At 34.8% G+C, this 24316-nt stretch carries 19 protein-coding genes; 9 read left to right on the plus strand and 10 right to left on the minus strand.

What is annotated here, in order from left to right; genetic code table 11:
• The first annotated feature begins 248 nt into the window (after window positions 1–248).
• The 5 genes from AC1RRQ_RS07590 (at window position 249) to AC1RRQ_RS07610 (ending at window position 3461) form a co-directional block, all read left to right on the plus strand.
• The gene (locus AC1RRQ_RS07590) at window positions 249–1124 is read left to right on the plus strand and encodes a COG4315 family predicted lipoprotein (protein WP_493022407.1); all 876 of its coding nucleotides are present in this window, start codon (window positions 249–251) and stop codon (window positions 1122–1124) included.
• 176 nt (window positions 1125–1300) lie between these two features.
• A complete protein-coding gene (locus AC1RRQ_RS07595; RefSeq protein WP_493022408.1) occupies window positions 1301–1696 on the plus strand; it encodes an OB-fold protein in 396 nt (131 codons plus the stop codon).
• Window positions 1697–1698: 2 nt separating this feature from the next.
• Complete coding sequence (locus AC1RRQ_RS07600; RefSeq protein ID WP_493022409.1) at window positions 1699–2541, plus strand: DUF5777 family beta-barrel protein; 843 nt, start codon at window positions 1699–1701, stop codon at window positions 2539–2541.
• Window positions 2542–2551: 10 nt separating this feature from the next.
• Window positions 2552–2902, plus strand: coding sequence for a cytochrome c (locus AC1RRQ_RS07605; protein ID WP_493022410.1), 351 nt, complete (start codon window positions 2552–2554; stop codon window positions 2900–2902).
• A 13-nt stretch (window positions 2903–2915) separates the two neighbouring features.
• Window positions 2916–3461: a YceI family protein gene (locus tag AC1RRQ_RS07610; protein ID WP_493022411.1), complete on the plus strand. Its 546-nt coding sequence runs from the start codon at window positions 2916–2918 to the stop codon at window positions 3459–3461.
• 101 nt (window positions 3462–3562) lie between these two features.
• Here AC1RRQ_RS07610 and AC1RRQ_RS07615 read toward each other — a convergent pair whose 3' ends face one another.
• Complete coding sequence (locus AC1RRQ_RS07615; RefSeq protein WP_493022412.1) at window positions 3563–4924, minus strand: C40 family peptidase; 1362 nt, start codon at window positions 4922–4924, stop codon at window positions 3563–3565.
• A gap of 415 nt (window positions 4925–5339) precedes the next feature.
• Here AC1RRQ_RS07615 and AC1RRQ_RS07620 point away from each other — a divergent pair, with 415 nt between their 5' ends.
• Window positions 5340–5924 (plus strand): helix-turn-helix domain-containing protein, encoded by a 585-nt coding sequence (locus tag AC1RRQ_RS07620; protein WP_493022413.1) that lies wholly within the window; start codon window positions 5340–5342, stop codon window positions 5922–5924.
• 242 nt (window positions 5925–6166) lie between these two features.
• Here the strand turns inward: AC1RRQ_RS07620 and AC1RRQ_RS07625 are convergent, their stop codons facing one another.
• The 5 genes from AC1RRQ_RS07625 to AC1RRQ_RS07645 form a co-directional block, all read right to left on the minus strand.
• Window positions 6167–7849, minus strand: a complete 1683-nt coding sequence (locus AC1RRQ_RS07625; RefSeq protein WP_493022414.1) for a DUF4983 domain-containing protein — start codon at window positions 7847–7849, stop codon at window positions 6167–6169.
• Between the two features lie 184 nt (window positions 7850–8033).
• On the minus strand, window positions 8034–8714 hold the full coding sequence (locus AC1RRQ_RS07630) for a phosphonatase-like hydrolase (RefSeq protein WP_493022415.1): 681 nt from the start codon (window positions 8712–8714) through the stop codon (window positions 8034–8036).
• A 93-nt stretch (window positions 8715–8807) separates the two neighbouring features.
• Window positions 8808–9965, minus strand: a complete 1158-nt coding sequence (locus AC1RRQ_RS07635) for a TIGR03364 family FAD-dependent oxidoreductase (protein WP_493022416.1) — start codon at window positions 9963–9965, stop codon at window positions 8808–8810.
• 38 nt (window positions 9966–10003) lie between these two features.
• The gene (locus AC1RRQ_RS07640; RefSeq protein ID WP_493022417.1) at window positions 10004–11284 is read right to left on the minus strand and encodes a DUF5690 family protein; all 1281 of its coding nucleotides are present in this window, start codon (window positions 11282–11284) and stop codon (window positions 10004–10006) included.
• A 134-nt stretch (window positions 11285–11418) separates the two neighbouring features.
• A complete protein-coding gene (locus tag AC1RRQ_RS07645) occupies window positions 11419–14295 on the minus strand; it encodes a TonB-dependent receptor (protein ID WP_493022418.1) in 2877 nt (958 codons plus the stop codon).
• A gap of 974 nt (window positions 14296–15269) precedes the next feature.
• Between AC1RRQ_RS07645 and AC1RRQ_RS07650 the strand changes: the two genes are divergently transcribed.
• A complete protein-coding gene (locus AC1RRQ_RS07650; protein ID WP_493022419.1) occupies window positions 15270–15629 on the plus strand; it encodes a hypothetical protein in 360 nt (119 codons plus the stop codon).
• A gap of 160 nt (window positions 15630–15789) precedes the next feature.
• Here AC1RRQ_RS07650 and AC1RRQ_RS07655 read toward each other — a convergent pair whose 3' ends face one another.
• Both AC1RRQ_RS07655 and AC1RRQ_RS07660 read right to left on the minus strand, forming a co-directional pair.
• On the minus strand, window positions 15790–17214 hold the full coding sequence (locus AC1RRQ_RS07655) for a SusD/RagB family nutrient-binding outer membrane lipoprotein (RefSeq protein ID WP_493022420.1): 1425 nt from the start codon (window positions 17212–17214) through the stop codon (window positions 15790–15792).
• Window positions 17215–17225: 11 nt separating this feature from the next.
• Window positions 17226–20405 carry a SusC/RagA family TonB-linked outer membrane protein gene (locus AC1RRQ_RS07660; protein ID WP_493022421.1) on the minus strand — a complete coding sequence of 1060 codons (3180 nt, stop codon included), beginning with the start codon at window positions 20403–20405 and terminating at the stop codon, window positions 17226–17228.
• 743 nt (window positions 20406–21148) lie between these two features.
• Here AC1RRQ_RS07660 and AC1RRQ_RS07665 point away from each other — a divergent pair.
• The gene (locus AC1RRQ_RS07665; RefSeq protein ID WP_493022422.1) at window positions 21149–22369 is read left to right on the plus strand and encodes a DUF763 domain-containing protein; all 1221 of its coding nucleotides are present in this window, start codon (window positions 21149–21151) and stop codon (window positions 22367–22369) included.
• Between the two features lie 58 nt (window positions 22370–22427).
• Here AC1RRQ_RS07665 and AC1RRQ_RS07670 read toward each other — a convergent pair whose 3' ends face one another.
• Both AC1RRQ_RS07670 and AC1RRQ_RS07675 read right to left on the minus strand, forming a co-directional pair.
• Window positions 22428–22622 (minus strand): hypothetical protein, encoded by a 195-nt coding sequence (locus AC1RRQ_RS07670; protein WP_493022423.1) that lies wholly within the window; start codon window positions 22620–22622, stop codon window positions 22428–22430.
• Window positions 22623–22705: 83 nt separating this feature from the next.
• Window positions 22706–23476: a response regulator transcription factor gene (locus AC1RRQ_RS07675; protein ID WP_493022424.1), complete on the minus strand. Its 771-nt coding sequence runs from the start codon at window positions 23474–23476 to the stop codon at window positions 22706–22708.
• 164 nt (window positions 23477–23640) lie between these two features.
• On the opposite strand from AC1RRQ_RS07675, the gene AC1RRQ_RS07680 reads away from it, so the two are divergent.
• Window positions 23641–24291: a DUF1349 domain-containing protein gene (locus AC1RRQ_RS07680; RefSeq protein WP_493022425.1), complete on the plus strand. Its 651-nt coding sequence runs from the start codon at window positions 23641–23643 to the stop codon at window positions 24289–24291.
• The last annotated feature ends 25 nt before the right edge of the window (window positions 24292–24316 follow it).

Consider the following 24316-nt stretch of genomic DNA (forward strand, 5'->3'; position numbering starts at 1 on the left):
TGGTAGGGTAATCTGCACTAAAGCTGTTTTACTATTGAACCTATTAAAAGATTAAAACATGACTCCCCTAAAAAAATGGTCAGCATCTCAATTGAGCTGCTTTGTATACGACAGTTCGTAGCCAATTGTAAAACGAAACGAGTATCAAAAAAAGCACGGCTTATTGATATGCAACTATTAAACAAACCACTTTACACTCCTTGTAAAGTATATTTTTCCTTATTCGATACAAACTAAAATTAAAAAAAATGAAATTAAACCACTTTAAATTCGCTTTAGCTGCAGTTGCAGCATTTTTCGTAAGCTGCAGCAGCGACAATAATAATGACAATAATGGGCCAGCTCCAGAAGTAAAAAAAGAAGTTTCTCTTTCTACAAGTACTACATTAGGTTCTTATTTAAGTGATAAAGACGGAAGATCTTTATACTTTTTTGCAACAGATGCAAACGGACAAGCTTCTTGTACAGGAGGATGTGAAGCTGTATGGCCTCCATTTTATGTAGATAATTTAACTGCTGAAAAATTAGGTACAGGATTAACTTTTTCTGATTTTGCAACTATCACTACTCCATCAAACAAAAAACAGCTTACTTACAAAGGATGGCCGTTATATTACTACGCACCAAGTGTTAACGGAACAAATACGCCGGAAACTAAAGGACAAACAACAGGAGATGGTGTTGGCGGAGTTTGGTTTATCGCAAAACCAGATTATTCTATCATGATTGTAAGAAGTCAGCTTAAAGGGCACGATACTAAAAACTACAAATCAGATTATACTGTGGGTGATGGCTTAACGACTTATTTTACAGATGCTAAAGTTCTTACACTTTATACTTTTAAAAACGATAACTTCAAGAAAAACAACTACACAAAAGCTGATTTTTCAAACAATGCTGTTTGGCCAATATATGAAACAGACAAGATTGTAGTTCCTTCTATCCTGGATAAAACTAAGTTTTCTGTAATCACAGTATTTGGTAAATCGCAATTGGTTTACAATGGCTGGCCTTTATACTACTTTGGACAAGACGCAAACGTAAGAGGTGCTAATAAAGGAATTAGTTTCCCAAGCCCTGGAGTTTGGCCAGTACCGGTAAAAGATATTCCGCTGGCTATCTAATCTATGCATTTCATAAAATTGAGGTAATCAGTTTATATAATTAAGTAGAAAAAAAAGCCACAGATTATAGGATTAAAATGATTTTTCGAATCTTGATAATCCTTTAATCTGTGGTAATAAAATTTAACTAAAAACTTCCCGCATACTAACGTAAAATCTAAAATCATAAAATAAGCATGAATAAAAGACGAATTATGATACTGCTTTTTTTATTGGTGATCAGTTTTGGCCCCTACTACATCTATCAAAATGTTTTATATAAAGATGCCAGAGATATTGCCGATGAAAAATCGCTGTTTACCATTACAGCTGAAAATCTGGAAAAAGAATATGCCGTAAATCCCGCTAAATCCGACTCTAAATACTTAAACAAAACAATTGAAATTACGGGAAAAGTCTCTGAAGTTACTGATTCTACAATGGTTATCGACGGGAAAGCTTTTTGCAAAATGAATGAAAAAACAAAAATAAATTTCAAAAACAAACAAATCAATATCAAGGGACGATGTATAGGATTTGATGATTTATTCGAAGTAGTAAAATTGGATCAATGCAGTATACAACAACATTAAATATGAAAAAAATATTTTTGATAGCGGGCTTTTTAATGTGCCTGTATGGTAATGCCCAGGAAGATTTACTCTCCAGTCTGGACTCGACACAAGTAGTAGATAAAAACGCGACAGCAGCGTTTAAAGGTTTGCAGATTATAACATTGCAATCGACAAAATTACCCGCCAAAAAAGAGCTTTATATTGTAATTTCTCACCGTTTTGGTTCTGTAAAAGGCGGTATATCAGAGTTTTTTGGTTTTGATGATGCCACTACAAAAATTGGAGGAATCTATGGCGTAACCGACTGGCTTTCTGTAAGTGCGTCACGCCATACATTACTTAAAATATATGAAACATCAGCTAAATACAGGCTTATAAGACAAAGTGATGATTTTCCGGTTGAAATTGTGGGTTACAATACGATAGACATTAACAGCGGATTGAAAAAAGAAGATTATCCAAAAATAGGATTCTCTGACCGATTAACTTATGTAAATCAATTACTTATATCCAGAAAATTCTCTGAAAGATTTTCTCTGGAACTGGCTCCTTCTTACATTCATAAAAACCTGTACAATCCTGATACCGAAAACGATAATCAGTTTACTTTAAGTGCCGGTGGAAGATTAAAACTAACCAAAAGACTGGCTCTAAATTTAGAATATGGTGAGAATTTCAATAAACCTAATTTCTATAATAATCCATTATCTGTTGGATTGGACATTGACACAGGAGGACATATTTTTCAATTGATTTTTACAAATTCACAATCCATGACCGAGAGCGGTTATCTAACAAATGCTTCGGGCGATTGGGGAAAAGGAGATTTTTTCTTTGGGTTTAATTTATACAGAGTTTTTTAAAGTACTAAATATGAAAAAATACATTTACTTATCCGGCATATTATTATCATTATACAGTTGTGAATCTACAACTTATGAAAGTCTTGAAGAACCTGAGGTTATAGTAGGCAAAGTTACTTATACCGCCAATGTTAAATCAATTATCGATGCCAATTGCATTGCCTGCCATGCTTCGGGCTCAAGACTAAGATCTTTAGAAACTTATACCGACGTTAAAAACGCCATGCAGAACAGTGATTTATTACAAAGAATTCAACAGCAAAACGGAACGCCGGGGCAAATGCCAAAAGCAGGAAGAATGCCGCAGGATAAAATCAATACCATCCTGCAATGGAATACGGACGGATTATTAGAAAACTAAAAATAATACTGAAATGAAAAAACTAATTATACTGCTGTTTTTGTTTACTGGACTATTTCAGGTTTCGGCGCAAAAATATGCAACAAAAACGGGGAGTTTAAAGTTCGAGGCTTCTGCTGATGCTTTTGAAGAAGTCGCAGCAGAAAACAAAAGCACATCGGCCATATTAGATACTTCAACGGGAGAAATTGCCGTATTAACTTTAATGAAAGGATTTAGATTTAAAGTCGCTTTGATGGAAGAACATTTTAATGAAAATTATGTAGAATCAGACAAATTTCCTAAAGCAACATTTAAAGGAAAAGTAGAAGATTTTGATGTTTCCCAGCTTTCATCAACAGCAAAAAACTATAAAATTTCAGGCGATCTGACTTTGCACGGAAAAACAAAAAAAGTAACGGCAAATGCCAAGCTTTCAAAATCCGGAGATAAGATCACCGTAACAGGAAATTTTGAAGTAAAACCAGAAGATTTCGATATTCAAATCCCGAAATTGGTCAGCAAAAAAATATCAGAAAAAATTAAAGTGAGTTTTAACCTTCCGCTTGCGAAAATGTAAAACAATATCAGTCAAAAAAAGCCTTTGTAAAACATAAACACAAAGGCTTTTTTTATTTTAATGATTCACCTTAAAAACCATTCCGTTAAGAATATTTCATCTTATAATTGCAATGCTAGTGTATAATATTCATTAACTAATTCTCCATAAAATTTCCCTGAATCATTTTTGTGCCCTTGCTTAAAATTTTTACTAACATCAGCTGTTCCTTTATTGTAAGCAATTGCAACGTAAATTTTCTCCGTATTTGTGAGTGTCGTTTTTCCTTTTAATGACGGAATTCTATTTTGTGCGGCTTTGAGTTCATTTACAGCCATTTCGATTATTTTTTCGATATTGCCCCACTCTCGATTGAGAAAAAAATTAGGGTTCGTTTTAAAAAATTGAAGATCGTACTGAAAAATCCCATATCCATGACAAAATTTATCAGGCCTATTATTATATAAACTATTATAGGTGGTATCCCATCTGCCAACATTTTTTAATGCTTCTCTCCCTATCTCAAACATTCTTTTACCGTTTGGATGAGCAATAAGTTCTGCTTTAGTTTTAGGAAATGCACTTCGGTTAGGAGCATCGAGAGTATCACCTGTACAGCACATTAGTAAATCTTCTACAGTCGTTTTATCTATCATTCTGCTCCAGACATAACCCGTTTCCTGATAAGCAATCGCCATTATAAGAGGCAAATCAAAAGGTGTACCGGATAGCTTTTTATTTATTTTTACTTCAAAATTCTTCTTAAACCATATTAAGCTTTTTTCAATAGTAGTATATTGTTTCACTTTAAGTGAGACTAAAGTATCTTTACCTAAAATTCCATCAACCACAAGTCCTTTTATGGCTTGGTAATTTGAAACTGCTTTAGCCGTTTCTGTATCATAAATCTGATCGATGGTTCCGTGAAATATATTAATTTTTGCCAGTTTGCGTTTTGTTTCCTCTACAATGGTATGTTTCATTATGGGAGAAGTTACATAAAAGTTAAAAGGCGGATTATTATAATCAAACACAAATGAAGTATTTACTTCATAGTCAACATTATTAACTAATATTCCATATTCCCATTGACGACCTTTAATCTGGCTTCTGCACACATTATCTTTTGAGCTTTTGGCCTCAATCGTTCCTCCGTTGCCATCGCTAAAAGCGATATGTCCAATTTTAATTCCTTTATAGCCCGGCGATCTAAAAAGTATAGCTCCAAAGGTTTGTGCAGCTTCACTAATACTTATTTTCGTGCAAAGTTTTCCCACATCATTAGCCCAATATCCTGTATAAGATTCATTACCTCTTATTCCTGCCTTTATTCCGGAAATTTGATAAACCACCCAGCTGACAAATTCTGCGCAATCCCAAGGGCCTTTATAAATAGAGTTTTCAAAAGGGACTGTAGCTCCCAAAACATACTTTTCTCCAATATGCCGGGCTGCTAATTCAATAAATTGTTTTCCTGTTGCCATTTTTTTTAAGTTTTTGTTTATAATAAAATCGAAATACTCTCATTTTTAAAATTGCTTACATACCAGCATTTTATCGGTATTCAATATTTACAGATCTATACTATCATCAACTTATCTTCTTTCAATCCAGATTGGCAGGTTTACATTTATTGGCAGTTATTTTATCGATTGCATTTGATGAATAAACGTACTCTTTGTAAATTTTCTTTAAGGCCGCAGCCTAAATCAAATGTAATTATTATAACAAAATAAAAATCAAGTAGTTATACCTGATTTCAAGAGTAAAAAGAAGTTTTTAAAAGAGGAAAATCTAAATAAAATACAACGCTTAAAAGAAATGAATCTTCTTTCAATTACTTTAAAAAATTTTGATTCTAATTGTCTTATATTTACTTTTTAAAGTGAATGTAACATTATGGAAGATTTTTTAATTGGTATTGGAAAAAGATTAAAAGAAATTAGAAAAAAAAATGCCTTAACAATACACGAAGTAGCCAATAGAGCCGGTGTAAGCAACGGACTGATTTCAAGAATTGAAAATGGCAGAACCATTCCTTCCCTTCCTGTTTTAATTGAACTTATACATTCATTAGAAACGGATGTTACTTATTTTTTTGAAGGGGTAAAAAACATAAAAAATGCTAAATTCATTCATATAAAAAAGGATGATTACCAAAAAATAGAAAAGGAAGATAGATCTGAAACAAAAGGTTTTAACTACTTTCATATCTTCAGTAAAAGCATAAATTCTATTGGTTTTGAAGCTGTAATTCTGGAAGTAGAACCCGGCAGTAAACGCGAAAAAGTGATTACTGATGCCTGGGAATTTAAATATATCATTAAAGGAAGCGTCACGTATATTATTGATGATGCTGAAGTAGTTGTAAACGAAGGAGACTCGATATGCTTTAACGGAAGACTGCCCCACGTACCCGAAAACAGAACGCAGGAAAATTGCGTAATGCTGGTGCTTTATTTTTATTCTGAAAGTAATAATTAAATATTTTACCACAGAGAGCGCAAAGGTTTACACAGAGAGCGCAAAGTTTTTTTTAAAGGAGATTTTTATAAAAATGCAAAGTTCGCAAAGCTATTATTGATAAAGCTTTGCGAACTTTGTGTTTATTAGCACAAACTAAGATAAAAATCTTTGCGCTCTTTGTGGTTAAATAATAGAAAAGGCCACCTCAAAAATCGAGGCAGCCTTTTAGAAAAAATAAAACACAATTCTAAAAATACAATCTAATTTTGGGCAGGAAGCCAAGAACGTCCGTCTAATGACCATCCTGAATTAATAGGTACACCAAACCATTGCAGGGATGAATACGCGATATCGACCATTTTTGGAACAACACCAGTCGCAGTTCCGCATTTTAAAGTTGCTGTACTGGTTGTCCATGTTGGTGTATTAGGGAAAGAAAGCGTTACTTGTTTTGAACTTGAATCTGTAAAGCTGTTTCCAGATCCGTTATCGCCTTTCCAATATCCTATAAGATTTACATAATCAGGATGAGAGCTTGTAACAGCTGAACAGGTATAGTTCAAAATTGAAGCTTCTGAAAGGGCTTTATTCCATACACGAACTTCAGCAATGTTTCCGTTTACATTAGCGCCATACGTCAAAGTTCCGTCTTGTCCAATCGCAAAAGGCAAACCGGAAGTTAGACTTCCAAAACTGGCAACAATAGCGGCCTGACCAACAAAAGCGCCGTCTTGGTATGTTTTTACCAATTTAGCCGTACGATCTACCACTAAAGTTAAATGATGCCATTTTCCGTCATTGATTGTTCCTCCTGATATATCGACACGATTTTGAGTATCTCCAATATTTACTTTCCATTTTCCTCCGGTATTGGCACATATTACAAACCCGCGGTTTTTACCACTTACCCAGTTTTTATTAGAAACTAAAGAAGGATCGCTGGAATAACCGGAAGTTTTTACGCGGCATTCAATCGTAAAACTTGAAGTTCCGAAATTATAAAGCGCATTATTGGTTGAAGCGTAAATACTATTAGAATTAAAATTGGCAAATTTTCCTGTAATAGTAGTGGTTGGATCAACTGGTTTTTCGATTTTAGTCGAAGTGAAATTTTTATTGTTGAAGATGGTAAAGATGTTTCTTTCTTCGTAAGAAGAACCGCCGTGAGATCCGGTTGAACCTGTAACAATACCGCCATGATCCGGTGCAACGATAACGAGCCAGTCTTCATTGGCATAATTAGGCCTGTTTTTTAAAGCCGTTAAGATTTCGCCAATATATCCGTCTGTAGTTTCGATTGAAGCTTTGTATTGAGACACATTAAGCGAAAATCCATAACTGTGTCCGGCGTGATCGACATCATCAAAATGCAAGAATAAAGCATCTGTGTTGTCGGTTGTAAGCGCAGCCACCACTTCATTTTTAACAGCCAAATCGGTTGTGAGTGTTTTTTCTACATCAATTCCGTCCACAATATAAGTATTGATTGGTGCCCAATGTACAATTGACATTGTTTTTAATGCCGAATTATAAGTCTCCAAACGTTTTAAAAAGCTTGGATAAGTTCCAAAATTTGGACTTGAAAACGAATTGTCTGTTACACCGTGTTTTAAATGTGTTACACCGCTCAGCATAGTAGACCAGCCGTTACCGCTCCAGGTTGGCGCTTCTGTTAAAGCATCAAGGCTGTAAATAGAATTAGGCAGTAAAGCATGTACATTTGGTGTATTGGCTCCCATTAAAGCATCACCGCGGCAACCGTCGATACCTATAATCAGTAATTTTTTAGTACCGCTGTTTAATGCAGCTTTACCTGTTTTTGAAATCTTTTTTGCATTTCCAGAATTTTCATCGCCCGCAAGCGCTGTATCATTGGTACATGAAGTGACTAAAAGCACACTTGCAAGAATTGTAACGTAACTTAATCTAAAAATCTTTTTCATTGGGTTGAATTGTTTTATGGGGTTACTATTAATTTACTTGTAAAACTTTTTCCTGCAGGGATTTTATTCTAACTAATTAGTTTATTTTTTTTTGCCACGGATTACACAGATTTTCACTAATTAATTTGTGTTGATTCGTGTAATTGCTTCGCCTGTTCGCTATCGCTCGGGTAGTGGCAAATAATTAATTCATAATGCTGTATAACGACGCAAGAGAATCTAATATATAATCAGGTTTGGCTTCTTCAAGCTGTAATCTGGTTTGGGCTCCTGATAAAACACCAATTGTAATACCGCATTTGGCATTTTTGCCTTCTTCTATATCAATAGCCGAATCTCCTGCTTTAATTACCTTCGAAGCATCAACAATATCAAAAAGCTGCATGGCTTTAAAGATCATATCAGGAAAAGGTCTTCCTAATTCTACATCGTCTGCTGTAATTAAAGCATCATACTGAATGCCTTTTTTCCAATTTAATTTCTCTAATAATGCATTGGCAACCTGACTGTTGTAACCAGTATTTAGCACTACTTTTACACCGTCTTTTTTTAGGTTTTCCATTACGTTTTCGACTCCTTCAATAGGTAAAACCTTTGCGGTTAAATATTCCTGATCCAGTATTTCGATGAAATATTCAAATATTTGGTCTGTTTTTTCAGTGTCGGTGATATTGATGTATTTTAAGATATCTTTTATAGCCTGGTATTTTTCTTTTCCTGCGCCTAATGACAAAACCAGTTCCAGCGAAACATCGATCCCGAATTTATTAATGGATTTATGTAACGATTTGTATACTATATTTTGTTCGTTTACTGTTGTTCCTGCCATATCAAAAACAACCATTTCAATTTCATTCATTTTCATTTTGTGTGTATTTATTTCGAATAAAGTCTATTCTACTATATGTTAAAATGTTTTTGCCACTCCCGATAGCTATCGGGAGTGGCTTAGAAACAACTATGCATTAAAAATTTTATCGATATTATGTTTGGCAAATCCTGCGCTTCCGGTCATTCCTTTTCCTCCTATTCCGGTTATGATGTGAATATTTTCATCAATAGTATGCTCAAAAATATCTTTGGTTTTGCATTGCGAGTACATCCCAAACCATCTGCTTTGAATTTCGTATGTTGGCAGATCGATTATTTTTTTGGCTTCTTCAATCATAAAATGATCGATATCCATATTCAAATCAAATCCCAAAGAATCTATTTCTTTTGCGCTGGCATATTCGTGCGAATCTCCTAAAATTACAGACCCGTCCAAAGCTTGTTTGAATAAGATGTGAACACCGTATTTTTTCTCAAAACTCTCCGGGTTTTCTTTTGCTTTGATAGCAGCGTACGATTTACATTCTTCAAAGGATTCGTATCTTCTAATCGTTAATCCGGTTAAGATAGAACCATCTAGTTTGTAATTATGCTGTGGTTTGGTTTGCAGCATCTGAAGTTTAGAAACAATCAAATCGCTGTTGTTGTAAATTTCCGGATATAGAATCTTGAAATCACTTCCGTTGCAGATAATGATTTTCGAAGCTTTGTATTCTAAACCTGTCGACGTTATAGCGATTACTTCATCAGATCTGTCTTCGGTATGAAACACGGTTGTATTCATAAATAAATCAAGACCTAAATTAGCCGTCATATAGTGATGCAGTTTGTGAATCATAGTCGAAGGTTCTACCGTTACTTCCTGCGGAAAAAACAATCCTCCTGTACAGTAATCAGATCTCAGTCCGCTGTATTTTGCCAGACATTGTTCTTTTGTCAGCAAGTTAGATTCATAGTCGTTCGCGATGTTAATCTCATGCAATTCTTCTATCAATTGCATTTCTTCTTCATTTGAAGCCAAATAAACGGTTCCGTTCTGGCGAATACTGATATCAAACTTCAATTGAATATCTTTATAAATCTTTAAACTTTCTTTTCCGAAATTCTGCCATTTTCTGTCCATTCCGGATGGTACAACCTGACCGAAATTTCTAACGGTTGCGCCTTCGGGTTTACTGTTTTTTTCTAAAACAGCAACCGACAATCCTTTTAATAAGGCATGATAGGCATGAAATGTGCCCAAAACCCCTGATCCAACTATGATTAAATCATATTTATCTTTCATGTGTAAATTGTTTTGATGTATTATAATTTTTCCTTTATTCAAGTGTATAAAGGAGCTGTGTTAATTTTTATGTGTTTTTTGAATTTGCGCTTAAAGTAATTAAAGGACATTACCGTGGTTATTATCCCAACGAAGGATAACAGATAAATGCAAGTGGTAAAAAAGCTCAAGAAGGAAATATTCTTATCTCCAAAATTTTTAAAGAATAAGACCAAAACACTTCCCAAATATCCAAAAGCATCGGCTATGTAGATTAAAAATCCGGTGTTTCCGTCAATTTTATAAGTGGCAATCATTCGGTCAAAAAACAAACCGTTAAACGGAATATAGCAAATGTACATGCCAAATCCTGAGATCATCATCCACGAAAGCGGCGACAATAAATGCTTTTGAAATAAGAAAGTCGTTAAACCAATAAGTACTGAACCTATGAATAATACCAAGTGATAATTTTTAAACGCTTTGTAGTTGTTTTTCATGCTTCCTAAAAAACCTAAAATAACCAAAACCGAAATTGCTATAGGAATTTCTGAATACATATAAATGGATATACTCCCTTTATAGCCTAATGAATCCCATAATTCTCTGGCAAAATTATCTCTGAACTCCCTCATTGCCGTCAACATTGCATAGAATACAATGATGATCGTTAACGGAAAAGCAAACTGTCTGAACAACAAAGCACGTTCTTTTCTATTAAGCGGTTTTCGTTTAGATCGTAAGGCTAAATCTTCGCTGTCGGGATTTGGAATTTTTTCCAGAAACAAGGAGAATAATACCAACGGAATTATAAAAATTAAACCCGAAACAAAAGGCATCCAAAACTCGGTACAGCCCAAAACTTCCAATACAAATACACCAACAGATTTTGCTGCTCCTGAGGAAACAATAAAACTGGAACATAAAATAACGCCTAATAGTTCTGTAGTTTTTCTTCCTTCGATATACGAAAAAACGATTCCCCAGATCATTCCCAGCGGTAATCCGTTTATAAATAAAAACAGGATGTTATAAGGTGCGGGAACTAAAGCAAAACCTAATAAAGCCAGTTCTGAAATGGCTATAAAACTGATTAAGTACAAGGTTCTTTTAGCCGATTTTAATTCGGATATAATTTTGATCCCTAAAAACTTAGAAAGTGTGTAGCCTAAAACCTGTGCCAGAATCAATAAGATTTTATAGTCGATTCCCCAGAAAGACATAGTATCGAATGTTGCTACAGTAAAAGGCTTTCTGAAAGCATACATGCAAAAATAAGTTCCAAATGCGGCTATGGAGGTTTTTAATATAAAACTGAAATTAGATGCTTTTGCAGTCATTTGTTTCAAGGTTTGAGTGATAGTTGTGGTTGTAAAGTCTTGAGGAGTATAAAACCTATTGGATGCGGTCGGTTAAAAAAAATAAACTGTAAAAATAAAACGGACCAACACCCAACAGGTTAACTTATAGTTGTCTATAGATTATATTTAAGACCAAGATTGAACTTTGCTCCATAGTATTCTACCTGTTTTGGTCGATTAGGAGTTTCTCCAAAATGATACATTAAAGGCTCATTTAAAACGTTATTTACATCACTAAAAATGGTAAAATGACCGCCTATTTTATAAGAAGCAGAAAAATCTAGTGAGTTGTATTTACCATAATAAATATCGTTCATGTCGGTATTTTTTGCATTAGCATCAAAACTTATGGCGTATGCTCCTTTATGATTGAATGCGGCTCTTACGTTCAATTTTCCGGTTTCGTAAAACAATTGAATGTTGTATAATTCTTTTGCCTGATAAGGTGTTGATACTTTTCTTCCGTTAGGATTATTAGCATTTTTTCCTAATGTCATTTCAGAATTCATAAGGGTAGCATTGATCTGAGTTCCGAAATATTTAAGGAATCCAGGTAAGAAGCTGAATCTTTTTGTGATTCCAAATTCAACACCGCCAATCCATGCATTGCCTCCATTTGTAGGCGAACTGATTTCTATATCCGAAAGTCCGTTAATTGAACCCTGATACGTGTCATCAAAAATTGGATCTGTAATCGATTTATAAAATACTCCCGCATTAATCAATCCTACTTCATCAAGGAAATATTCACCTAATAAATCAAAGTTCCAAGAGTAAGTAGGGTTCAAATTTGGGTTTCCTCCAGCGTATTCTCCATCAATTGTATTTAAAGAACCAGCCGGCGAAATATCTCCAAAGTTAGGTCTTGCAAATGTTCTTGTTGAAGCAAAACGTAAGTTTAAATTCTCGATTGGAGAATATTTTACATGAAGCATAGGCAGTACTGAAGTATATGTTTTTGTGTTTTCGGCATCGACTACAACATCATTTTCTACTGTTTTTCCTGTAACTTGTGTAATGGTATTGGTAACTCTAACTCCTCCTAAAATCGTCCATTTATCATTTAATAAATACGTTGCCATTGCATAAGCCGATGAAGTGGTTTCGCCTACATTAAAGTTTCTTCCCAAACCTTTTCCTAATTCCGGAATTTGAGAATCTACAGGGTTTAATACCAGATTTCCTTGTGAAGTATTAAATAACTTCGTCATTCCGTCAGTCGATAAAACCGGACCAAAAGTGTTACCAATATTGGTTCCTGTTTCTCTGCGCATATAATCTGTTCCGCCTGGCTGATTGATTAAATCAGAACCATAATTAGATAAAAATGGTGTTGGCGATCCTGTCCAGTTGTAATATTCGTCTCTAAAAGTGGCAATACGATCCTTGTCTGTCAATTTTGCACCAAATTTCAATTTCAGGCTTTCATTAAAATTGTGCTCGTAGTTTACGGCCGCAATAATATTGTCACGTTCTACAATGCTAATTTTATACAATTCAAGCGTAGAGAATTTCATTTTCGCTGGATCTGTTTTGAAATTTGGATCAGAATAAAAATCAAATATCGATTTTGGATTTTTAGGATCCAGCATTCCTCCGTCTGCTGCCCAATATGCTCTTGGACCTCCCGCTCCGCCGCTCGCTAATGGAACCGTATTTAAATATTCGGGTTTAACCCCAACTCCGGTTTGGTTGAACTGAATTAAAAAATAACTGTTATCTTCTGCGTTTGGAATATTTCCGTATTTAAACTCATTTCTGTACGAAGCCAGACTCCAGTCTAAGTTTCCGTTTGGTAATTGGTGTTTTCCGCCTAAGTCAATGCCGACAAACTGCGTTTTTAATTCATTATGAATATCCTGCTGTTCTACAGTTAAAGCATTTGTTGCACTGTTGAATTTATCAAATCTAATACGGTGTTTGTAATGCGTTTCTTCATCAGAAAGTCCTCCGTAAGTAGCTTTCAGGAAAATTTTGTCTCTAGATGACGGATTAAATTCCATCGCCGCATTTAAACCCGTTGTTTTTCTAACTCCGGTATAATCTCTTAATTCTAAGCGGTAAACTCCTTGGTCGCCTTGTCTTCTGGCTTCGTAATTATCTGTTGCCCAGTTTCTGTCCCAATAAGTTCCATTGATAATATAGCCGAACTTTCCGTTTCTGGTTTTATCGCCAATCGTAAGCGATCCGCTGTAAATTCCTTTATCTGATTTTTGATTGTATCCGCTAAAAATACTCGCTTTAATTGTTTTTTTGGCTGGAGCTGTCTGTGTGGTAAAATTTACGCTTCCGCCAATGGCATCTCCGTCCATATCTGGCGTAATGGCTTTTGTAGCTTCTACATAAGCGATTAAATCTGATGGAAAAAAGTCAAATGCTGTGGCTCTTGAAGTTGTTTCTTCTTCGGCAGTTGGAATCCTGTTTCCGTTAATTGTTGTTGATGACCAAAAAGGCGGTAATCCTCGCACCGAAACAAAACGTCCCTCACCCTGATCGCGTTCTATAGAAACTCCAGGCATACGCTGTACCGTTTCGGCTGCATTACGGTCTGGTAATTTTCCAATACCATCGGCTGCAATTACGTTTACAATGCTCATTGATTTTTTCTGCATGTTCAGCGCTCTTGCCTCGCTGTTTCTCTGGCTCATGCCGCTTACTACTACTTCGTTTAATTCTTTTGAATTGGTTTCTAATCGAATGATTCCTAAATTCAGCTGTTGGTTTTCTTTTACTTCAACTTTAATCGTTTTTACTTCGTATCCTATATAAGAGATCTGTAATTCGAAACTTCCTGATCTTATATCTTGTATGGTAAAATAACCGCTGAAATCGGTCGTTGCTTTTTGATTATTGGATAATATGATAGAAGCTCCCGGCAATGGAGATTGTGAGTCGGTAACCGTTCCTCTAATAGTTCCTTTTTGGGCTGTTATATTTTCCGCAAAAAGCAAAAGAGATAAAATAAAAATTGCCTTGTAAATTGTTTTCATGGTTAGTTTGTTTACAAATATTAAATTTATTAAAGCAAATTAACTATGATTTTTACAAATAGTGAAAAATTTAAAATTATGGAATTGTTAAAGAAATGAAAATTAAGCAAGGTGTTTTGTTAAGGATTTGTAAAAGAAATTAGTTTAAAATTTTGTAAAAAAGCACTTTAAACCAGTATTTACAATAGAATACGCAATAATTGCATATTGACGAAGATGAGAAATCATCAAATTTGGTCTGCTTTTTTACTTAACAATTAAAATTTGATACCATCCATTTATTTACAAATAGTAAATTTTACGAAGTAAAAAACATTGAATTATTAATTAAATAAAATGTTCCGAACCTACGGTTCTCAAAATTATGATGAAATATTTTATTAACCGGATTAATCCCGATAGCTATCGGGAGGCCCTACAAAATCTATCGAGCCAATGGCTCTTTTTTACAAATTATAACTTCAACAATATATTTTATATAAATAACGATGAAAAAAATTCCGTAGGAATTACAAATACTGTAGCAACTCCCGATAGCTATCGGGATTAATCCGTTGAATAAGATTAGCATATTACATAAAGTTCCATAGGAACGATCTATTTTTATTGATGAATTGCAGATTTAGAATAACAACAATTAAATAGATAAAATTCTAAACAGCATTATCTACATAATATATATCGCTCCTATGGAGCTTTGGTACTTGTCTATATTAGATTATTTTCTATAAATATTGCGCCCTTACAGGGCTCCGACAGGAGCTTAATATTTATAGAAACATTAAGGTTTTCAGTTGCCAAAGCTCCATAGGAGCGACATATATTTATTGAAATCCAAACAAAACATGCTTTTTATCTGAACACAATAATTAAATGATTTAAACTCTTTAAATAAAAACGTTCTTAAATTTTATAAATTTGCGCCCCAATACTGAAAGAATAAATACAGTATTTAATTTCTGCATTACAAATACATGATTATACAAGATTTAGTGGGCAGCTTTTCTATTTCAGGAAGCAATCAGGAAGAGAGCCAGGAAATAACTTATAAAGGCATTTTGAATTTGTCTTTAGACCATAATAACCGAATTACAGCGCAATGGCTTATTAACGATACCCAGCAGCAAAAAGGCCACGGTTTCTTTAAAGACAATATTCTGGTAATTAATTTCAGTTATAAAGGAGAAGAAAATAAAACCTACAAAGGCGTAGCGGTTTACCGATGTATAACCAAAGATGTACTAGAAGGTTTTTGGTCGGAAAAACACGGAAACCCACTTTATTTAGGAGCAGAACATTGTTTAAGGCTCAAAAGCACCGAAACATTGAGCTGATAAGAATAAAAAAAGACTGTAGAAAAAATATGTCGCTCCTATGGAGCTTTATATTATAATTTTTTATCCTTTGCTATAAATATTTCGCTTCTCTGAAGCTTACAAAAAAGCTAAATCTTCCGATTTAGCTTTTTTGTTTTTACTGCTATTTTAAATAGGCTTACTTAGCATCAAACCAAAGTTTTGTAGTAAGAAGGTCTTTACCCTGAACCGCAATTGCAGCTTGATAACTAGCTCCGTTTAACGATTGCTCTGTACCCGGGTAGAAGAAACGCGAAGGTATCTTTCCGTCTAAAACTGTAGCCGGGCCCGCTGTTAATACTGGATAATCCAATCTTCTCCATTCTGTAAAAGCATCAAGACCTTGTCCGTAAAATGCAATCCATTTTTGCGTACCAATTGATTTAGCATAATTAGCTGCATCATATTTTACAGAAGCCTGATTCAGATAGTTAGAAATAGCAGTTGTATTGGTAATTCCAAATTGATTGAATGATGCCGTTATGGCGTCTTTATACAATTGCTCTGCATCTCCAGAGATATAACCGCGAGCTGCCGCTTCGGCAAGATTAAACAATGTTTCAGAATAGGAAGCAATTACTGCAGGCGAAGCCGAAGTCAGGAAGTAAGTTCCCGGTTTAGATGTTTTAGCAAAACCCTGGCTGTTAGCATCACTGTTAGATAATCCGTTTGCACCACCCACATATTTACCAACAGTTGCATCTGATGGAAGCTGTGCGTAAACCGGTAAACGCGGATCTCCTAATTCAGTTAATTTATCTACCAATGTTTTCGAAATACGATAATCGTCACGAGTTTCAAACCAAGCCGAAGCAGGGTTTTGCTGAGGCGAACTTGTATAGGTAAACTTAAAAGTATCGTTGTTACTGCTTAATACACCCGCTGCATCGCTTGTTGCATCAATTGCAGCTTGTTTTGCTAAAGCTGGTTCTTTATCAGAAATTCTCAAAGCAATACGCAAACGAAGTGAGTTTACCAGTTTCTTCCATTTTAAAATATCTCCTTTATAAGACAAGTCGCCTGTTACAGCTCCGTTTGCTGTACCTAATAAAGACTGAGCTGTTTTCAAATCTTCCAATAATCCTGTATAAACTTCTTTTTGAGTATTATAAGCTGGAGTTATTTTTTGGCCTGCTTCTTTATAAGGAATGCTTCCGTAAGCATCTGTCAACAATAAAAAAGTCCATGAACGTAATGTTAAGGCAATTCCTTTATAGTTTGAATTGGCCTGATCTGCTGGGAAATTCAGAATTGTATTCAAATCTGTAATTAAAGTTGCATATCCTGTATTCCACAAAGAAGTGAAAGAAGTATTCGAAACATCGTATCTGTCTGGCTCAGTATATTGGATTTTAGCCCAATGCTGCACAAATAATAAAGATGAATCAAAGTTGTTTGTTGATCCCCAATACAAGTCAGCTCCCTGTTTTAATGTTCCTGTTAACAGGTAAGGTGCCAATGGAGTTTCAGTTGCATTTGGATTTTTGTTAATTTCATCCAAGGTATCACTGCATGAAGTCAATGAGACTGCAAACAGCGTTATATAGGCTAGTTTTTTTAGCATGATTCTGTGTTTTAAAATTTAATATTTAAATTAAGACTGAAATTTCTTGTTGTTGGTAAAGCTAAACTCTCCAACCCTTGCGCATTTCCAGTATTGAAAGCAGTTTCTGGATCGATGTTTGGTGCATCTTTATAAATAAAGAACAGGTTACGACCTACTGCAGTAATGCTGGCTCCTTCTAATCCTAATTTTTTAGCAAATGATTTATTGAAATTATAAGCTAATTTTATCTCTCTCATTTTTACAAAAGTCGAGCTGTAAATGTAAGCTTCACTAATGTTGTAAGAGGCTTTGTAATATTCTTGTGCACTGATTACCTGATTGTTTGGAGTTCCATCAGCAAATACTCCTTTAAAGATCATACCATCGTCAAAAACTTGCGCTCCGCCCGGTGCAGCACCGCTTGGCAGTAAAACTTTTGTATTACCATTTACGTAATAGTTTAATCCGCCATTTTCAGCTCCACGACCCGGAAGCGTTTGATCTAATACCCCTGTATAATTACCCGTTCTGTTAGTTCCAGAGAAAAGCTCTCCTCCTACACTTGCATCAACAAGGAATGACAATTCGATGTTTTTATAAGTCAAAGTGTTCGTAAGACCCGCTAGATAATCAGGAGTATAATGTCCTAAAACTTTCTTTTGAGGATCCGCTTTTGGTAATCCGTTTGCACCCACTACAATATTTCCGTTTGCATCACGCTGATAGGCTGTTCCGTAAAGTGCGCCATAAGCCTGTCCTACAGATGCTAATACATCTACTCCACCAGAAGAACCAATTGTATAGTTCTGAATTTGTCTATCGTAGTCAAGAATTTTTACTTCACTTATATTCTTAGAATAGTTTACGCCAACATTCCATTTAAAACTTTCTGTTTGAATAGGAGTTCCGTCTAACTGAATTTCTATACCACGGTTGTTAATTTTTCCTGCATTAATTAATTGTGAATTATAACCGCTTGAAGCTGTAGTTTTTATCTCTAAAATTTGATCAAAACTGTTTGTGTTATAATACGCTGCATCAAAATGTAATCTGTTTTTCCAGAAAGAAGCCTCAAGACCCACCTCAGTAGAACGTGTAGTTTCTGGTTTTAGGTTCTCGTTAAGTTTCTTTTGAGAAGAAGTCTGGATTGGATTTCCGTCGAATGCCGTTTGGAAATTGTAAATTGTAGACAATTGGTACGGATCTGCATCGTTACCTACTTCAGACCATCCACCACGAATCTTTAAGAAATCAAGCGTATTGCTTTTTAAATTGAAAGCTTCAGATAAAATTAAACTTCCGTTAAAAGATGGGTAAAAATAAGAACGGTTGTTGCTTGGTAATGTAGACGACCAGTCATTACGTGCCGTTACATTGATGTAAGCATAGTTTTTATATCCAAATTGTGCCGAAGCATAAGCACTATATACTCTTAATCGAGATAATATATTCGATGACGTTAATGGATCACGTGAATTTGTTAAAGTATACAAATCTGGTACAGCAAGACGAGGCGCTTTTTGATAATTGTTTGCATCGTTGTGGTTACGGATGTTGAATCCGGCAAGAGCATCTACACTAAAATCATCATTTAATTTTTTAGTATAAGTAAAAATACCCTCTGTATTTTGTTCGTTTACCGTGTAAGCATCTTCAGCATAAGATCCAAAAGGCGTTCCGTTGGTACCATACTTAATTTCGTATTTTCTACGATCGTTATAATAATCAACTCCTGTACGGAATTTAAAGTTAAGACCTTCAGCAAGTTTTGCATCTAAGTGAATATCACCAATGATACGATTACGCTGCTGGCTTGTAGTATTGTAATAAGCATTCCAATACGGGTTGCTGTAGTAACTGTTGTTCCAGTTAACATTTCTGTTATTTCTAAGTTCGTTGATGTCTACCTGACGTCCGAACCAAAGAAACTGAAGCATTACACCCGCAGCACGGTTACCAGACGGACCACCTGGCAAAGCAGGAGCATCAGTCACGATATAGTTAGCATTTACACCAACTTTAATGTTTTTAGAGATTTGGTAGTTCGTGTTAATCGTAAAGTTTGTTTTGTTTACTTCACTATTAGGAACTGTTCCTTGTTGTTTTTGATTGTTCACTCCTAAACGAAAATCTGATTTTTCATCTGATTTAGCTACAGAAATACTATTATCATAAGTAAGACCTGTATTAAAGAAGTCTTTTACATTATTAGGATGAGCCACAAAAGGAACCGCCTGACCATTAGAATAAAATTGAGGAATAAGACGACCGTCTAATCTTGGGCCCCAGCTTTCGTCAACACCATCGTTAACACCGCCTCCTTTACCATCTACAAAGCTGAACTTTCCGTTTGAACCTTGTCCGTATGAATTTTGAAATCTAGGTAAAGTAGCAACTTGAGAGATAGTAATACCGGTATTAAAAGTTATTCCTAATCCTTTTTGATTTTTACCAGATTTAGTTGTGATAAGAACAACACCATGCGCAGCACGAGATCCATAAAGAGCGGCCGCATTAGGTCCTTTCAATACGGTTAGCGTTTCAATATCCTGTGGATTTAAATCGGCAATTGCATTTTTAAAATCACGGGTTGCACCTCCTACGCTTCCTAACTGCGAGTTATCTACCGGAACTCCATCTACCACAAATAACGGCTGGTTATTTCCTGCGATCGAAGTTTCTCCACGAATAATAATACGAGAAGATCCCATATCTCCCTGAGAATTTGTAATACGAACTCCGGCTAATTTACCCGAAAGACTGTTTAAAAAGTTCGTTTCTTTAGTATCGGCAATATCCTTGTTTTTAAGTGACTGCGTGGTATATCCTAAAGATTTCTTTTCTTTTGTAATACCAAGTGCAGTAACTACTACTTCTGATAATGCATTTTGTTCCTGGGTAAGACTAATTACAACCGAATTTCCATTGGCTACAACTTCTGTTCTTTTATATCCTAAAAAGCTTACTACAAGTGTATAAGGAAATTTTTGTCCGGTTTGGAAAAAGAACTTTCCATCAAAATCTGTAATAACGCCGTGCGTAGTTCCTTTAATGTTAATCGAAGCACCAATAATAGGCTCTTTTGTAGCAGCATCTATTACTGTTCCTTCTAGTTTCGACTGGATTAACGGTTTGGTTTCCTGAGCACTAACCCCTATGGAAATCAAGAAAATACATAACCATGCGTATCTATTTAATTTTTTTTTCATTACTTTGTTTTAGTTTAATAAATAAGGCGAAGACAGATTTACTTTACTTTCGCTTCCCTTATAAGAGATGTACAATTTCTTTAAGCTTCGCCATTTCTGCTGGAACAGAAATGGTTTTTTTATTTATCTGCTACACATTCGTTTTTTCATTTTATTTTTCTTTTTGATTACTATTATTAAAATTGGCTTTTACAAGATTTTAATCTTAGAACTTTAAGATTGATCCTATTCAAAAAATTTGCATGATTTAGAGATTGCAGCTTTTTTAACAGCCGTTTTTCATTCCTTATAAATTTTAAAATGATCCTGCCTGTTCCAAAATGAAAAGACCAAAAACTCACAAGTCCTTTTATTTGCTGCTGCTATTTTAAATTCTACTAATTTGATAGAACAAAAGTATATTAAATATATTTAGCTGAAAAGTTTATTCGAAATTTTTGCAAAAAAAAAGTTAAATAAATTAATTACGATTTTTTAAAACACTAAAAACAAGACAGTTAATAGTTTTGAAGAATTTATTGCCGTGTAAGATTTTTTTTAGACAGAGAGAAATTAAATAGAAAAACACACCTATTTTTTACCTCATTATTAGCAGAAGAAATCAAATTATCGCCAATTTATGACAATGAAATACTCGTTTTTTGCAAGAAAGCTGCTATTCTTTCAGCAAAAAGATCTCATAAAAAATAGAGAAAAAATCAAAAGCCAGAATTCCGTATTTTTGTATAAATTCAATCCAATCTATGAAACGTTCCGGTACAGCAGATCTTCCTTTACATTATGGACATGTTCCATTATGGCTGGCCGAACGCATGTCTAAACTTGGCTTTGCGATTGTAGAAACCATTGCAATGGAGTTTTCTACTTCAGAAGTAATCAGCAAACTAAGTAATCCTTTCTGGTTTCAGAGTTTTGGCGCTGTAATGGGAATGGATTGGCATTCTTCGGGAATTACAACCTCGGTACTTGGAGCATTAAAAAAATCTGTAAATCCACATTCAAAAGAACTCGGAATTTATATCTGCGGCGGAAAAGGCAAACATTCTATGCTTACACCGCAGGAACTTTTATTTGTGGGCGAAAAAACGGGTCTCGACGGCATCAATCTGGCCAACTGCAGCCGACTTACAGCTAAGGTTGATAATACTGCCATTCAGGACGGATTTCAACTCTATCAGCATAATTTCATAGTTGATAATAAAGGACAATGGGCTGTTATTCAGCAAGGAATGAATCCAAATTCTAAAACCGCCAGAAGATACCATTGGCATTCACAGGATTTAAAATCTTTTGTAGAAGAACCTCATACTTTTATTTACGGCGAAAATCAAGGTACAATTTTAAACCTTACGGCTCAGTCTGCAGCAAAATCAAGAGAAGGTATTTTAGAATTAGCAAAAGAATCTCCTGCTAAAATAATAAAAGAGATACAGCATCTTTCGATGCCAGCACATCATGATGTTAGAATGGAAGATGTAAATATGAAAAGGCTAGGCGCCATGCTTTGGGCTACTCATGAAAACAAGCCGGAAGATTTTGAAGAACTATTGCTATTAAAAGGAATGGGACCTAGAGCGCTGCAATCATTAGCATTGGTAAGCGAAGTAATTTACGGCACTCCTACCCGATTTGAAGATCCTGCACGTTTCTCATTTGCCCACGGAGGAAAAGACGGACATCCGTTTCCTGTTCCGGTAAAAATCTATGATGAAACTATTGATACTTTACAAAGAGCCATTAACCGCGCTAAAATTGGCAACAGCGATAAAATAGAGGCGATTCGTAAATTATCTGAGATTTCAAGAAAAGCAGAGGAAAGTTTTACACCCAATTCTAACTTTGACGCGCTCATTCAAAAAGAACGCGATGAATCATACAAATACGGCGGACGAACGGTTTTTGGCGATGCTAAACCTCCCAAAAATAAACCTATAAATCCCGGAAATCAACTGGAATTATTTTAAGATTCCGAGTACATTTCAAATAAAAAACGTCTCAAACTTTGCATTTGAGACGTCTGGATTATTTCTTTTCTTCATTATTTAACTTGTCGTCGAAATCAGGTTTTTCACCTTTAAATTTGTGCGTGTCAATATCATAATTTTCATCGTTTGTTAAAACTTCATCATGATCTTTATATTGATGCTTTCTCATATCGCTTCGATTATCTGAACCGCTTTGCTTAGCGTCATTCGGATTTTGATTATTTGTTTTCATATCCTGTAGTTTTTAAGTTTTATTAAAATTACCTAAAAACGGCACCAGGAAGCTTATACAATCATTTGTAAAAGTTATAAGATTTAAGCCAGTAAATTTAAAGCATCTGCTGTTCGTACTGCTTCAATCGAATTATTAACGTTTAGTTTTTCGAGAATATTCTGCCTGTGTCTGTTTACGGTATTGATACTTATATTTAATTGATCGGCAATTACTTTACTGATTTCACCTTTGCTTATCAATAATAAAATTTCTTTTTCGCGTGACGTCAGCAAATTAATGCAATTTACATACGTATCTACATAAATGCTTTCGCCTGTTTTAGTATTGATGATTTTTCCATCAATTCCGTTTACTGCCGGATGCTTTTCGAATAAATAATTATAAAGACAAACGCCCAGCCACAATCCTCCTTCTGAACTGTTTTTAAGGTAAAAGCTGCGATGCAGAATGCGCTGGTATTCCTTTTTGCTGTTCAAAGTTCTGATTTTACATTTGGTAGCATAATTTAATCTTTCTTCGGGCGCAAGGGTTTTTAAGAAATTAAAAAACTCTAATTCTAAAAGATGACGTTCAAAAAGGTCTTCGGGATGAATGCGCTGGTAAATATCTTCTTCCCAAATAGAATCGATTGTCAAGTATCCGGAAGTATCCATTTCAAAAAAACTCCCGAAATCACCAGTAAAAATATAACTCTTATTATCGGCAAGATCAGATAATACAGCAACCGAGTGATCTATTTTTACATATTCTTTCATAGTATTAATAGCTTCCTCCAGCGCTTCTCTGCGTTTTTCGGGGCTGTCAATAGATTCAAAAGAAAATTGGTCTTCTAACTTAGAAATAGGATTCATAACAGTAATTCTTTGATTATCTAATAGTATTGAATTACTATAGAGAGGGCTAAAAATAGAAAAAAAATCGTTTCTTCCTCAAAATGGTTATAAATAACTATTGCTGTAAAAATAACGAATCGCCTACTTTGTAAATTATTAATAAAATTCAAATTTAAGAAATCATGAAAAAAATGCACTTAGTTTTACTCTTTATAGGCATCATGGCGGTAAAAGGAAATGCTCAAAAGTTAAATTCAATGCAATGGCTTAACGAGCCGTCTGAGTGGGAAATAAAAGACAACAAACTTACTATGCAGGTTACACCTCAGTCTGATTACTGGAACAAGAGTCATTACGGATTTACATTATACGACGGGCCATTTTTGTATACCCAAAGAAGCGGCGAATTTGAAGTTGTTGTAAAAATGAGCGGCGTTTATAAAACCAGATTCGATCAGGTATGTTTAATGCTTCGAATAGACGAAAACAATTATATTAAAACGGGTGTAGAATATGTAGAAGGTGTTTATAATATTAGTACCGTACAAACCATCGATAAAAGTTCATGGAGTGTAATGGGTTTAAAAGAAAAGCCTAAAAATGTGTGGATGAAAGCCGTTCGCCGACTAGATGCTGTAGAAATTTTTTATTCTATTGATGGAATTAATTATACAATGACTAATACCGTATATTTTCCGGAACATAAAACGGTGCAAGTGGGTATGATGGCCGCAAGCCCGGACGGAAAAGGATTTACAGCCACATTTGAAGATTTTAAAATTACACATCTTCCGGATCAAAGACGTTTAGAATGGCTGAAAAATAATCAATAATTTTTCTTTAGTGTAACATTTTCAA

The organism is Flavobacterium sp. GW821-FHT12A05 (assembly GCF_058807735.1).